The sequence below is a fragment of the Pseudomonas glycinae genome, assembly GCF_001594225.2.
Classification (GTDB): domain Bacteria; phylum Pseudomonadota; class Gammaproteobacteria; order Pseudomonadales; family Pseudomonadaceae; genus Aquipseudomonas; species Aquipseudomonas glycinae.
The window spans coordinates 2,431,782-2,445,527 of the sequence record NZ_CP014205.2 but is presented as its reverse complement, the minus strand read 5'-3'; the positions used below and the strand labels follow the sequence as shown (position 1 = coordinate 2,445,527).

The 13,746-nt window shown below is 60.9% G+C and carries 12 protein-coding genes; 6 read left to right on the top strand and 6 right to left on the bottom strand.

Going from position 1 to position 13,746, the window contains the following annotated elements; translation table 11 throughout:
- Window positions 1-53: 53 nt before the first annotated feature.
- Window positions 54-932, top strand: coding sequence for a transcriptional regulator CynR (cynR, locus tag AWU82_RS10830; RefSeq protein ID WP_064379513.1), 879 nt, complete (start codon window positions 54-56; stop codon window positions 930-932).
- Window positions 933-1,002: 70 nt separating this feature from the next.
- Here the strand turns inward: cynR and AWU82_RS10825 are convergent, their stop codons facing one another.
- Window positions 1,003-1,332 (bottom strand): hypothetical protein, encoded by a 330-nt coding sequence (locus AWU82_RS10825; RefSeq protein WP_011334739.1) that lies wholly within the window; start codon window positions 1,330-1,332, stop codon window positions 1,003-1,005.
- A gap of 127 nt (window positions 1,333-1,459) precedes the next feature.
- On the opposite strand from AWU82_RS10825, the gene AWU82_RS10820 reads away from it, so the two are divergent.
- Entirely contained in the window at window positions 1,460-1,831 is a 372-nt protein-coding gene (locus AWU82_RS10820) for a hypothetical protein (protein WP_064379511.1), read from the top strand.
- Between the two features lie 11 nt (window positions 1,832-1,842).
- Here AWU82_RS10820 and AWU82_RS10815 read toward each other — a convergent pair whose 3' ends face one another.
- Both AWU82_RS10815 and AWU82_RS10810 read right to left on the bottom strand, forming a co-directional pair.
- Window positions 1,843-2,346: a GNAT family N-acetyltransferase gene (locus AWU82_RS10815; protein ID WP_064379509.1), complete on the bottom strand. Its 504-nt coding sequence runs from the start codon at window positions 2,344-2,346 to the stop codon at window positions 1,843-1,845.
- 47 nt (window positions 2,347-2,393) lie between these two features.
- Complete coding sequence (locus AWU82_RS10810; RefSeq protein ID WP_064379507.1) at window positions 2,394-4,346, bottom strand: DNA topoisomerase III; 1,953 nt, start codon at window positions 4,344-4,346, stop codon at window positions 2,394-2,396.
- A 277-nt stretch (window positions 4,347-4,623) separates the two neighbouring features.
- On the opposite strand from AWU82_RS10810, the gene AWU82_RS10805 reads away from it, so the two are divergent.
- Window positions 4,624-6,030 carry a serralysin family metalloprotease gene (locus tag AWU82_RS10805; protein WP_064379503.1) on the top strand — a complete coding sequence of 469 codons (1,407 nt, stop codon included), beginning with the start codon at window positions 4,624-4,626 and terminating at the stop codon, window positions 6,028-6,030.
- 94 nt (window positions 6,031-6,124) lie between these two features.
- On the opposite strand, the gene AWU82_RS10800 is transcribed toward AWU82_RS10805, so the two are convergent.
- Window positions 6,125-7,339, bottom strand: a complete 1,215-nt coding sequence (locus tag AWU82_RS10800) for an MFS transporter (protein WP_064379501.1) — start codon at window positions 7,337-7,339, stop codon at window positions 6,125-6,127.
- Window positions 7,340-7,519: 180 nt separating this feature from the next.
- On the opposite strand from AWU82_RS10800, the gene AWU82_RS10795 reads away from it, so the two are divergent.
- The gene (locus AWU82_RS10795) at window positions 7,520-7,888 is read left to right on the top strand and encodes a DUF427 domain-containing protein (protein ID WP_064379499.1); all 369 of its coding nucleotides are present in this window, start codon (window positions 7,520-7,522) and stop codon (window positions 7,886-7,888) included.
- A 49-nt stretch (window positions 7,889-7,937) separates the two neighbouring features.
- Here AWU82_RS10795 and AWU82_RS10790 read toward each other — a convergent pair whose 3' ends face one another.
- Both AWU82_RS10790 and AWU82_RS10785 read right to left on the bottom strand, forming a co-directional pair.
- The gene (locus AWU82_RS10790; protein ID WP_064379497.1) at window positions 7,938-9,560 is read right to left on the bottom strand and encodes an MFS transporter; all 1,623 of its coding nucleotides are present in this window, start codon (window positions 9,558-9,560) and stop codon (window positions 7,938-7,940) included.
- A 147-nt stretch (window positions 9,561-9,707) separates the two neighbouring features.
- Window positions 9,708-11,360, bottom strand: coding sequence for a GMC family oxidoreductase (locus AWU82_RS10785; protein WP_064379496.1), 1,653 nt, complete (start codon window positions 11,358-11,360; stop codon window positions 9,708-9,710).
- A 133-nt stretch (window positions 11,361-11,493) separates the two neighbouring features.
- Here AWU82_RS10785 and AWU82_RS10780 point away from each other — a divergent pair, with 133 nt between their 5' ends.
- Both AWU82_RS10780 and AWU82_RS10775 read left to right on the top strand, forming a co-directional pair.
- Window positions 11,494-12,381, top strand: a complete 888-nt coding sequence (locus AWU82_RS10780) for a LysR family transcriptional regulator (RefSeq protein ID WP_064379494.1) — start codon at window positions 11,494-11,496, stop codon at window positions 12,379-12,381.
- Window positions 12,382-12,479: 98 nt separating this feature from the next.
- A complete protein-coding gene (locus tag AWU82_RS10775; RefSeq protein ID WP_064379492.1) occupies window positions 12,480-13,742 on the top strand; it encodes an MFS transporter in 1,263 nt (420 codons plus the stop codon).
- The last annotated feature ends 4 nt before the right edge of the window (window positions 13,743-13,746 follow it).

Sequence of the window (13,746 nt, the reverse complement as noted above, 5' to 3'; positions counted from 1 at the left end):
CAAGACCGATATACAATGCCAAGCATAAGCACTGCCTATAGATGGAGCGTCCCATGCTGCTGCGACATTTGCGATACCTGCTGGCCGTGGCCGATCACGGCGGCTTCACCCGGGCGGCCGAGGCGCTGCACGTGTCGCAGCCGACCTTGTCGCAACAGATCCGCCAACTGGAAGAAAGCCTCGGGGTGGATCTGTTCGACCGCACCTCGCGCTCGGTCAAACCGACTGATGCCGGCCAGGCTTATATCGAATGCGCGCGACGGGTGCTGGTGGAGCTGGAGGCGGGCAAGCGCGCGTTGCATGACGTGAAGGATCTTTCCCGAGGCTCGCTGCGCCTGGCCATGACCCCGACGTTTATGGCGTATCTGGTTGGGCCGCTGGTGCGCGATTACGTGGCGCGGTATCCGGGGATTCACCTGGAGATTTTCGAGTTGTCGATGGACGACATCGAGGCCGGGCTGGCGGATGACTCGCTGGATATCGCGATTGCCTTCACGCCGGTGCGCAATCCGGACATTGAATGCATTCCGGCATTTGTCGAGACGTTGGGGGTGATGGTCGGGCGCGAGCATCCGCTGTACGACAGCTCATCGGTGTTGACCCCGGATGATATCGCGCAGCTGGATTTCGCCTTGCTGGCGCCAGACTTCTTCACGCGCTTGTCGATTGATGAGTACTTCCGCCAGCACGGCATCACGCCCAAGGTGCAGATCGAGGTGAACTCGGTGAGTACGTTGCTGGAAGTGATCCGACATGCGCCGATTGCGACCATGTTGCCGGAGGCGATTGCGACCGAGAACCGGGCACTGCGTCGGTTGCGTGTCGAGAGCGAGGCGCCGCAGCGGGGAGCGGCGTTGTTGCGGCGCAAGAACAACTATCATAGTGCGGCGGCTGAAGCGTTCATGAAGCTGGTGCTGGAAACTCGTTCATGAGTTTTTTGCGAGCAATAAAAAGGGCCTGCTTCGTTTTCAAAGCAGGCCCTTTTTTTATTGAAGTTTTAACTTAGCAGAACCGATCAATCACCCGAACTTCGTTGTTGTTCTGCATCGAGTCCCACGCCTGTTTCAGCGTCTGCAGAACATTACCGATGAAGTCCTTGTCGGCCGCGGCTTTCTTGCCGACATAGCCGTGGCCGCGGCGGTACATCTTCAGGCGGGCCAGCAGGTTCTGGTTGTTCCGGTCGAACTCTTCTTCACCAGCATGGGGCGACAGGCAGTCGATATGGACCTGACCCGACTTGCTGATCCACAGAATATGGCTGTCGTGGCTGTCTTTTTGCGCAGCGAACATACGAGCCAGTTCTTCGATAGTAGGTTGATTGTTCAGATTCATGATATTGCCCCTTGACCAGTGTGGTGATCTTTCAAAGTTGATTCGCTAATACAGGTAGCCCATCGGTTAGTTGATCCCTGGCACCGAAACCAGGACGTCAGCGGTCGCCCGTGTGAAGTACGGGGTCATGCATCTGTTGCATGTAGTCGTGTTGAATAACTGCTACGCAAAAGCGTCACAACGAGGAGAAGCAGCGAAAACCGGGAGGCTCCTTGACGACGTTTTCAGGGTCGACCACAAGCGTCTTGAGAATTTTCGCCAGCGCTTCTCGTCCTTGTACTGGACGTTCAGGCCAGGTCAGCTTCTTCAATCTGCCTTGTGGGCAGCGTGTATCCGGAAAAAACAGCTCGGCGGTCAGACGAGCTTGCTCAAGCGTGTTGCCAGTGCTCCCGATCGGGGAGACGTCTGCATCATGCAAAAGCCAAGCGACGCCGTCAACGGTTTTGTAGTGATTATTTTTGCTCACTACATATTGTCGGACAAAGTCATTCTGGAATGAAAAAGAGGTCTTCAGACAGCGGGAGAAAGGCTGCGCAGGCAGTAGAACGTGCAGGGATAGCCGTCCACGGTTCTGGTCTGGCGGGTAAAGTCGCCGCCGCTCAGCTCGGGGATGAGCCGGGCCCAGAACCGCTGTGCAGGCAGGTTGGCATCGACATGGAAAATCTGCCATCGACCGGGCAGGTGGCTCAAGAGGGCAGAGGCGACAAACTGCGCGACGCCTTGGCCACGCCAGCGCCGGCTGACGAAGAAATAGCCGATGTTGTAGTCGGCGCCTTCGATGAGGAGGTGGTCATCCACGGTCACGAACCCCGCCAGTTCGCCGTCGACGTGGATCAGGAATGGCCGGGTCGCTGGTTGTCGCCAGTAATCGTCTTTCAACTGGATCGGGAAGAACCCATGCCCGCCGAGCTTCAGCGGCAACCACTCGCTGAAGTCGTAGGTGTAGAACTGCATCAGGTTTTCGAGGGTGTCCAGTTCGTCGCGCCGGGCGACGCGCAGTTCGATGACCGACATGCGGCTGCCTCCTGACCATCACTGCTGAAACAGTAGCGTGCAACGGGCTATTTGGCCGCTGGTTTCGCTGAGCGTTTACTGGTACCGGTGGTTTTGCGCCGAGTGGACTTGCGTTTGTTCTTCCATGGCGCAGCGGCCTTGCCGGCAGGTGGCGGGCCGCTGATGGTCAGACTGAGCCCGGCGCAGCGGGTCACTTGCTTACTCATCCACGCGGCCTGTTTGGTGACGAACTCTTCAAGACTCATCTCGCCGCTCTGCACCATGTCCAGCGCCTGCTCCCAGATCGCCGTGGTCCCGGGGTCGGCAATCGCGCGCGGAACGGCGTCGATCAGGCTGAACGCGGCGGGCGTGGCGGACAGCGCCTTGCCGTTCTTCACCAGATAACCGCGATCCAGCAACCCTTGAATGATCGACGCGCGGGTAGCTTCGGTGCCGATGCCGGTGGTGTCCTTGAGTTTCTGCTTGAGCAGCGGATCCTCCACCAGTTTGGCGACGTTCTTCATCGCCTTGATCAGATCACCTTCGGTGTAGGGTTTGGGCGGTTGCGTCCACAGGTCCTTTAGCTTCACGTCCGCCACGGCGCATTCGGCGCATTCGGCGCCTTGGGTCAGCGTGGGCAAAGTCTGTGGCGCGGGGGCTTCACGGCCCTTGGCCGGGGCCAGCGCTTCGGGCAACGCGCGTTTCCAGCCCGGCTCGATGATCTGTTTGCCGACAGCGCGCAAGGCTTCCCCGGCGCAATCGAAATCGGCCTGGGTGCGGTCGTATTCGTGATTGGGCAGGAACTGCGCCAGATACCGCGCGCGAATCAGCGTGTAGACCGCGCGGTGCTTGCCGGTCAGGCGCTCCAGGTTTTTCGCGGCAGCGGTCGGGATGATGCCGTGGTGAGCGCTGACCTTGGCGTCGTTCCAGGCGCGGGAGCGGCGCTGTGGCTCCAGATGCTCGCGCAGCGCTTCGAGGCTCGGGTCGGCCTGACGCAGCGCCGCAAGAATTCCCGGTGCCTCGCTGTGCTGGCTCAGGGGCAGGTAGCCGCAATCGCTGCGCGGGTAGGTGATGACTTTGTAGGTTTCGTAGAGGGCCTGGGCGATGTCGAGGGTTTCCTGGGCACCGAGGCCGAGCTTCTTCGAGCAGACTTCCTGCAAGGTGCCCAGATCGAAGGGCAGGGGCGCCATTTCGCGCATGCGTTCGGTGCGCAGCTTGATCACCCGGGCGCTGGCAGCGCTGCTGATTGCGGCGGCCGCTTGCTGGGCGAGGGCCTGATTGAGGCAGCGGTCCTGATCGTCACAGGCATCGTTTGGCGCACGCCATTGCGCCGTGAACGGCGTGCCGTTCTGCAGCAGTTGCACATCGATGGCCCAGTACGCGACCGGCACGAAATCGGCGATGCTGCGGTCGCGATCCACCACCAGTCGCAAGGTCGGCGTCTGCACCCGGCCCACCGGCAGCACGCCTTGATAGCCTGATTGCCGGCCGAGGAGGGTGAACAGACGACTCATGTTCATCCCGATCAGCCAGTCTGCCCGCGAGCGCCCCAATGCCGAGTGGTACAGGCTGAAGGTTTCGGCGCCCGGTTTGAGTGCTGCCAACGCCTTGCGAATCGACGCCTCGTCCAGCGCCGAGAGCCACAAGCGGCGGATCGGCCCGCGATAGCGACAGTGCTCGACCAGCTCCCGGGCGATCATCTCGCCCTCACGGTCGGCGTCGGTGGCGATGATCAACTCGCTGGCCTCGCCGAGCAGGCGCTTGACTGCCTTGTACTGGCTGGCGGTCCGCGGCTTGACGGTCATCTTCCATTTGTCCGGGATGATCGGCAGATCGGCCAGTACCCAGCGCTTGTATTTGGCGTCGTAGGCATCCGGCGGCGCGGTTTCCAGCAAGTGGCCGATGCACCAGGTCACCGTGACGTCCGTTCCCAGCCAGCAGCCGTCGCCCCGACGCTTTGCGCCGAGCACGGCCGCAATGTCTTTGGCCTGGGAGGGTTTTTCACAGAGGTACAGCCGCATAACCACCGTCGTCGATTATTGCCCGAAGAGGCGCACAGGATGGCCTGACTCGGGCATTCGGGCAACTTTTATCTGTATGGATATACAGATAAAAAGATTGCCGGTCATGACAGCCACGTCGGGGCAATCCGGGACGCTATCGAGAAATTGATTAGCGCCCCCGTTGGCGGCTGTGGCAGGTTCAATCTGCCTGACAAGGCGAGTGACAGGACGATCTCGCCAGAAGATCGCCGTTTTTCTGTCTGACACTGACTCTTCAGAAACAAGGACGTACACCATGTCTCAACCTTCCTCCCAGGCCAGCAGCGCCTTCACCGCCGTCGACACCTTCAGCCACCTGTATGACCGTGGCACCGGGACAGTCAACGGCAAGCCGTCGTTCACCGCCGACCAGGCCGCCGACGAAATCCTGCGCAAGGGCATGTCGTGGCAGGACAAGAATGCCGACGGCAAGATTGATCTGACCTACACGTTCCTGACCGACAAACCGTCGAATTACAACCCGAAACTCGGCAACTTCAGCGAGTTCAGCGCCCAGCAGAAAGCCCAGGCCGTGCTGGCGATGCAATCGTGGTCGGACGTAGCCAACGTGACTTTCACCGAAGGCAAGGGCGGTGACGGCCACATGACCTTCGGCAACTACGACGTCAGCACCGGCGGCGCGGCGTTCGCCTACCTGCCGCAGGGCAGCAGCTACGACGGCCAATCGTGGTACCTGATCAACGATCAGTACCAGGTCAACAAGACCCCGGACACCAACAACTACGGGCGTCAGACCCTGACCCACGAAATCGGCCACACCCTCGGCCTGTCGCACCCGGGCGCCTACAACGCCGGCAATGGCAACCCGACCTACGGTGACGCCAAGTACGCCGAAGACACCCGTGGCTACAGCCTGATGAGCTACTGGAGTGAAGCCAACACCGACCAGAACTTCAGCAAGGACGGCAGCGGCGCCTACGCCTCGGCACCGTTGATGGACGACATCGTTGCGGTGCAGAAACTCTACGGCGCCAACTTCGAAACCCGTGCCGACAACACCGTGTACGGCTTCAACTCCAACGCCGATCGCGACTTCTACAGCGCAACCTCGAACACCTCGAAAGTGGTGTTCTCGGTGTGGGATGGCGGTGGTAACGACACCCTGGATTTCTCCGGCTTCAGCCAGAACCAGAAGATCAACCTCAACGAAGGCTCGTTCTCCGATGTCGGCGGTCTGGTGGGCAACGTGTCCATCGCCCACGGCGTGACCGTGGAAAACGCCATTGGCGGTTCGGGCAATGACCTGCTGATCGGCAACGCGGCGGCCAACGACCTGATCGGCGGTGCCGGCAACGACATCATTTACGGCGGTGGCGGCGGTGATTCGTTGTGGGGCGGTGAGGGCGCGGACACCTTCGTGTTCGGTGCGGCCAGCGACTCGACCATGACTGCGCCGGACTGGATCATGGATTTCACCAGTGGCCTGGACAAGATCGACCTGTCGGGCATCGCCGGGTTCGCCACCGGCGTAGCCACGCTGAACTTCGTCAGCGGCTTCACCGGCCACGCGGGCGATGCGATCCTCACTTACTTCGAACAGACCAACCAGACCAGCCTGATGATCGACCTGACAGGCCAGGGTTCGGTGGATTTCGCCGTGGGTGTGGTGGGGCAGGCTGTGGCGACCGATATCGTCGCCTGATCTGAAAACGGAAAATCTGAAACGAAAAAACCGCAGTCCTTCGCAGGCTGCGGTTTTTTTGTTTTCGGACATCGCTCTACGACATTGAAATCGGTTACTGCTCGGTTTCGAGGATCGAAGCGGCGGATGTATTACGTACTCTGGCAAACCACCAGAGAGCTGCAACGCCCAGCAGCGTCGCCAGCACAGCCAGGATCAGGATCACACGTTGTGCCCCCAAAGGCGCGGCGAGCAGCGCAACAAGCAGTCCCGCGAGCGGTTGTGACAAGTTGTTGAGCAGGGTGATCACGCCCACGGTCTTGCCGAAGTCCTGAGGGGGAATGACTCGCTGGCGAATGCTGCGCATGTAAACGTTGAACATCTTGTCGAAGCCGACGATCAACAGGAAACCCAGCACATAACCCGCCAGGTTCGGGCTCAGGGCGCTGATGAAGGCGCCGGCGGCGAGCATCGAACAGGCAACGCCACCCAATACGCGCAACGGCAATACCACCCGGGCGAGGAAAAACAGAATCACGATGGTGGTCACCGCGCCAGCCGCTTGCAGCACGGCGTAGTCGTCCTTGCCGGCGCTGTATTGACCGAGCACCATGGCCGCCGAAGTGGCCAGGGTGACCCCGACAATCAGGTTGACCCCGATCGCCAGGGTGATGATCTTTTTCAGCTCCGCCAGTTCGCGTATATGCCTGAACGCGATGCGCAGAGGCTGCAGCCAGATGTCCTGATGCTGCTCAAACACCTCGAGGGTGATACGACTGAAACGTTGCCACACCAGCATGCTCAGGTCGGCCAGCAGGAACAGCCCGGCCACCCACAGCACCACCCAGTGCCAGGCCGAAACCTCCAGCAGCAATGCCGCCACCAAGGGTCCCAGAACCAGTCCGGTCTGGTCGGCTATCTGCGAGTAGGAAAGGGTTTTGGTGTAGCTGTAGTGCTGGAAAATATGCGGCATCAGCACTTCGCGGGCCATGATGCCCTGAGTAGTCAGCACGCCGCACAGCGCAGACAGCACCACAAGCCACGCGATACCGCCGAAGACGGCATAAAGCCCAACCGCCAACACGCAGAGCAGCGCCCGGTAGACCTGACTGATGTGCAGAATCCTGATGGGCGAGAACTTGTCGCACAGGGCCCCACACAGTGGAAACGCGAGAAAACGCGGCAGCGACTCGACGAAAAATGCGAGCCCCGCCCAGGACGCGCTGTTGGTGGTCTGGAACACCACCAGCGGCACGATGAACAACAGGATCTGATCCGCCAGCCGCGACAGGAACAGCGAGATGAAGAAAGCCAGGTAATCCTTACGCATGATGACTCCTGTCGGTGAGCGTTTTGGCCGTTTTGCGCGTGATATGAAACCAGAAACCGCCGCCTCCGCAAGCGGCGGTCATATCTGGTCGAAGAAAAACCGTTCGGCTGCGAACCCGACGAGTGTCCCCCGCATGGGTTATACCTGAACCGGTGCCTTCGCCGCCGTCAGGAGAAACCGATGAAAACGTCCGGTCCCAGTCCCGTTATCACCATCGCCGAGCAACCAGGCTGCCTGCTTGTGAAATTCCACGGCATACAGGTCGCCGCCTCGGCCCGAGCGCTGGTGCTGCTCGAAGCCAATTACCCGCCGGTCTACTACATCCCGCGCGAGGATATCGACGAAAAATACTTCGCCCGCACCGATCACACCACTTACTGCCCGTACAAGGGCGATGCCAACTATTTCAGTCTGCAAGTGCCGGGGCATGAAGGGGCGAATGCGGTGTGGACGTACGAAAATCCGAAGATTTCGGTGAGCCAGATCAAGGACTATGTGGCGTTTTATCCCGATCAGGTGAAGTTTGAGTTGCTGGAAGCGGAGGTCTGAGATTTCGCAGGGTGGCGAGGGCATTGCGCCCCCGCCACACGTCTATCAATCAGTTCTTGTCCAGATCGATATTCTTTGTCTCACGCAGACAGATCATCCCCACCACCAGGCTCACCCCGGTAATCAGCACCGGGTACCACAGCCCGTAGAAGATATCCCCGGTGTACACCACCAGCGCAAAGGACACGGTCGGCAGGAAACCACCGAACCAGCCGTTGCCGATGTGGTACGGCAGGGACATCGAGGTGTAGCGGATGCGGGTCGGGAACAGTTCGACCATCAGCGCCGCGAGCGGGCCGTAGCACATGGCCGAGATGATGATCAGGCCGACGATCAGGGCCACGATCATCGGTTTGTTGATCTGCTGCAGGTCAGCCTGTTGCGGATAACCGGCGAGGGTGATGGCGCCGCGTAAGGCTGCTTCGTCGAAGCCGTCGAGTTTCACATCGCCGACGCTCACTTGCACCGTGCTGCCCGCTGGGGCGGCGACGCTGGAGTAGGGCAGGCCTTGCTTGACCAGGAAGGTCTTGACCTTGTCGCACGGGCTGTCGAATTTGGCCTTGCCCACCGGATCGAACTGGAAGGTGCAGGTCGCCGGGTCAGCCACCACGGTGATCGGTGCCTGACGGCTGGCGTGGTCGATGGCCGGGTTGGCGTAGTGGGCCAGGGATTTGAAGATCGGGAAGTACAGCGCCGTGGCCAGCAACAGGCCGAGCATCAGTACCGGTTTGCGCCCTACCTTGTCCGACAGCCAGCCGAAAATGATGAAGAACGGCGCGCCGATCACCACGCTGATGATCAGCAGACTGTTGGCCACCGCCGGGTCCATTTTCAGGAACTGGGTGAGGAAGAACAGCACGTAGAACTGCGCCGCGTAAAATGTCACCGCCTGGCCGGCGTTGATGCTGAACAGCGCGATCAGTACGACTTTGAGGTTTTCCCATTTGCCGAAGGATTCGCGAATCGGCGCCTTGCTGGCCTTGCCTTCCTCTTTCATTTTCAGATAGGCCGGCGATTCGTGCAGGCTCAGGCGAATCCAGGTGGAGATGCCCAGCAGCACGATCGACAGCAGGAAGGGAATGCGCCAGCCCCAGACTTCGAACTGATCGCCGGTGAAGTAGCGGCAACCCAGCACCACCAGCAATGACAGCAGCAGACCGAGGGTTGCGGTGGATTGAATCCAGCTCGTATGGAAACCACGTTTGCCGATGGGCGCGTGTTCCGCCACGTAAGTCGCGGCGCCGCCGTATTCGCCGCCGAGGGCCAGACCCTGAAGCATGCGCAGCACCACCAGAATGATCGGCGCGGCGATGCCGATGCTGGCGTAGTTCGGCAGCAGGCCCACGGCGAACGTCGCTACACCCATCAGGATGATGGTCGCCAGGAACGTGTATTTGCGCCCGATCATGTCCCCCAACCGACCGAACACCAGCGCCCCGAACGGCCGCACGATGAAGCCTGCGGCGAACGCCATCAGCGCGAAGATGAACGCGGTGGTGTCGTTGACCCCGGCGAAGAACTGCTTGCTGATGACCGCCGCCAGGGCGCCGTAGAGAAAGAAGTCATACCACTCGAACACCGTCCCCAGGGACGAGGCGAAGATGACCTTTCGGGTATCGGGGCTGGCGTCCGTGCTGCGCACGGCGTCCAGAGGCTGAACGTGTTCTGACATATCGGTATCCCTCACAGTGATTGTTTTTGTTGTTTCCACTGGTGTTGCGTGTCCGGGTGATGCGCGATGTCTGTGAATCAAATATGCCCCTTTTGAGAGCCAGCCTGCTGGCAATGGCGGTTAATCAGCCGACATGATTGTTGAATGTCACTCCGTCATCGCTGGCAAGCCAGCTCCCACAGGGGTTGTGTTTATAGTTGCGGGGTTGAGAATCAGCTGTGCCGCTTTCTCGGCAATCATCAGCGTAGGCGAACAAGTGTTGCCGGAGGTGATGCGCGGCATGATCGAAGCATCGGCAATCCGCAGCCCCGGTACGCCGTGCACGCGCAACTGTGCGTCGACCACCGCGTCCGCATCGTTGCCCATGCGGCAGGTGCCGACCGGGTGAAAAATCGTCGTGCCGATCTTCGCCGCCGCTGCGTGCAGTTGTTCTTCGGTTTGCAGGCTGGCGCCCGGCAGGTACTCCACCGGGTTGAAAGCTTGCAGGGCCGGGGCGCTGACGATGCGCCGGGTCAGGCGAATCGCATCGGCGGCCACGCGCAGGTCTTCGGGATGGCTGAGGTAATTGGGCTGGATCAGCGGCGCGGTTTGTGGATCGGCGGAACGGATCTCGACCCGGCCCCGGCTCTGCGGCCGTAAATCACACACCGATGCGGTGAACGCCGGGAAGCTGTGCAGCGGCTCACCAAAGCGCTCCAGCGACAGCGGCTGCACGTGGTATTCGAGATTGGCGGAGGTCTGTTCCGGCCCCGAGCGGGCAAACGCACCCAACTGACTCGGCGCCATCGACAACGGCCCGCTGCGGTCATACAGATAACGCAGGCCCATGCCCATCTTGCCCCACACACTGCCGGCGATCTGGTTGAGGGTGCGGGCGTTTTCCAGCTTGTAGATCAGGCGCAGTTGCAGGTGATCCTGCAGATTGCCGCCGACGCCCGGCAGCTCATGCACCACGCCGATGCCGAGCTTTTCCAGTAGCAGGCGCGGGCCGATTCCGGAGCGTTGCAGAATGCTTGGCGAGCCCACGGAGCCGGCGCACAACACGATCTCCTTGCGCGCCTTGAAGCTCTTTTGCTGACTCTGCCAACGGGCACTGACTTTCGAGGCGCGACCGTCTTCGAACAGCACGCGATCCACCTCGATGTCGGTCAACACCGTGAGATTGGCCCGATCGCGAATCGGCTTCAGAAACGCCTTCGCCGCATTCCAGCGCACCCCGGCCTTCTGATTGACCTGAAAGTAGCCGCAACCCTCGTTGTCGCCCTGGTTGAAGTCATCGATGCTGGTGATGCCGCTCTGTTCGGCAGCGCTGCGGAACGCATCGAGAATCGGCCACGACAGGCGCTGGCGTTCGACCCTCCATTCACCCTTGTCGCCATGGAATTCCGCTGCGCCAGCAAAGTGGTTTTCGCTCTGTTTGAACAGCGGCAGCACATCGTTCCAGGCCCAGCCCGGATTGCCCTCCGCAGCCCAGCCGTCGTAGTCGTTGGCCTGGCCGCGCATGTAGATCATGCCGTTGATCGACGAACAGCCGCCCAGCACCTTGCCGCGCGGATAACTCAGCGCGCGGCCATTGAGGCCCGGTTGTTCTTCGGTCTTGAAGCACCAGTCGGTGCGCGGGTTGCCGATGCAGAACAGGTAACCCACGGGGATGTGAATCCACGGATAGTTGTCGCGCCCGCCGGCTTCCAGCAACAGCACGCGCTGCTGTGGATCGGCCGACAGCCGATTGGCCAGCAAACACCCGGCCGGTCCGGCGCCGACCACGATGTAATCGAATTCATCGAGGGAAGTCTGCATTCCCTGACCTCGCTTATTGTTTTTGTTGTCGGTCATCCTAGTTGTTAGCTTTCGTCAAAAGAATGTTAGTTTTTGCGCAGCCGCTGTGCGTTTTCAAACAGCGCTTCCTGACGATAGCCGACAAGGACAAGCCATGTTCGACTGGAACGACCTGCGGTTCTTTCTCGAGTTGCAACGCAGCGGGCGCTTGCTCACTGCCGCCCGCCGCCTGAACACCACTCACGCCACCGTGGCCCGGCATATCGAGGCCATCGAAAAAAGCCTCGGCACCGCGCTCTTCGTCCAGCACGCCCAAGGCTACGAAATGACCCCGGCGGGGGAGGCGCTGCTCAAACACGCCGAAGCGATGGAAAACGTCGCGCTGCTCGCCCAGGAAGAAATCACCCAGTCCACCGCACCGCTGGGCAAGATTCGCGTCGGCGTCACGGAAGGGCTGGGGATCATGTTTTTGGCCAGCCGCATGATCGGGTTGTTCGAACGCTATCCGGGGCTGGAAGTGGAACTGGTGGCGGTACCGCGCTTCGTCAGCATCCTCAACCGCGAGGCGGAAATCAGCATTCACCTTGAACGGCCGGCGGCGGACATGCTGGTCACCCGCAAACTCACTGATTACCGGCTCGCGCTCTATGCCAGCCGCGCCTATCTCGACAACGCACCGCCGCTGCGCAGTCGCGAAGATCTCGGCCGGCACGCGTGGATCGGCTACGTCGATGATCTGCTGTTCAGTCAGGAGCTGATGTTCCTCAACAGTTTCTGTCGCAACCCTCGGGTGGTATTTCACAGCACCAGCGTGATTGCTCAGCAACAGGCGGCGCGCTCGGGGCTGGGGATTGCGGTGCTGCCTTGTTACATGGCAGCGTCGGACCCGGATCTGGTGCCGCTGTTGCCCGATGAGAGCATCGAGCGCAGCTACTGGATCAGTACGCGGCGCGAGTTGCACAAATCGGTGCGGTTGCGGGTGGTCTGGGATTACGTGGTGGGGTTGTGCGAAGGCGAGCGCGAGTTGTTGATGGGCCAGTAAAGACGGCTGTTTCATGCAACTAAAACGCTTGGCAAAAGGTCATTCGATTTGCGGAGGTTGAGTCATCTCGCAGAACCTCGACAACGAAGACGTTACCCGTGGCCACTCACCTCGATCGCCGTAATAACCTGTCTCTCGACAGCCTGAATTTTTTCCTCGCCGACGTGCGTGACGGGCTCGGTCCCTATCTGGCGATTTACCTGCTGGCGGTTCACCACTGGGAGCCGGCGAGCATCGGTCTGGTGATGACCATAGCCGGGATCGCCGCACTGATCACGCAGACCCCGGCAGGTGCGCTGGTCGACAGCACGCGCTTCAAACGGTCGCTGATTGCGATTGCCGCGCTGGTGGTCACCGCAAGCTGTCTGCTGCTGCCGTTCGTGACGTCGTTCAGTCTGGTGGCGGTGACGCAAGCCATCAGTGCCGTCGCCGCTTCGATTTTCGCGCCGGCCATTTGCGCGATCACCCTCGGGATTACCGGGCCTCGTGCCTTCACGCGAAGAACCGGGCGCAACGAAACCTTCAATCACGCCGGCAACGCCTGCGCCGCGTTGTTGGCCGGTTTGTCCGCGTACCTGTTTGGCCCGGTCGCCGTGTTTTATCTGATGGCGGTCATGGCGCTGGCCAGCGTGATTGCCGTCTCCTTTGTGTCGGCAGATGCGATTGACCACGATCTCGCCCGAGGTCTTTCACCCAGCGACACGGGGCAGGGCAAGCAGCCTTCGGGCTCTTCCGTATTGCTCACCAACCGACCGTTGCTGATGTTCGCGATTTGCTGTGCGCTGTTTCATCTGGCGAACGCGGCGATGTTGCCGCTGGTGAGTCAGAAGCTGGCGCAGGCCAATCTGCAAATGGCCACGCCACTCACGTCCGCCTGCATCGTCGCGGCGCAACTGGTGATGGTGCCGGTCGCGCTGCTGGTGGGGGCGAAGGCCGATCTGTGGGGGCGCAAGCCGTTGCTGCTGGCGGGGTTTCTGATCCTGCCATTGCGCGGCGTGTTGTATGTGCTGTCGAATGATCCGTGGTGGCTGGTTTCGGTGCAGTTGCTCGATGGCATCGGCGCGGGGATTTTCGGCGCGCTGTTTCCGGTGGTGGTGAAAGACCTGACGCTGGGCACCGGACATTTCAATGTCAGCCTCGGGGCGATTTCAACGGTGTTCGGTCTGGGTGCGGCATTGAGCAACAGCCTGGCGGGGATTGTGGTTCAGGAGGCCGGTTACAGCGCTGCGTTCCTGACCCTGGCGGCGGTGGCAATGGCGGCGCTGGTGCTGCTCTGGTTGGCAGTGCCGGAGACGGTGCAGCGCTCCGATGCCGACTCGATCGCCCTGCAAGGCAAGGCGCCGCCGATGGTTGCGCCATGACTCA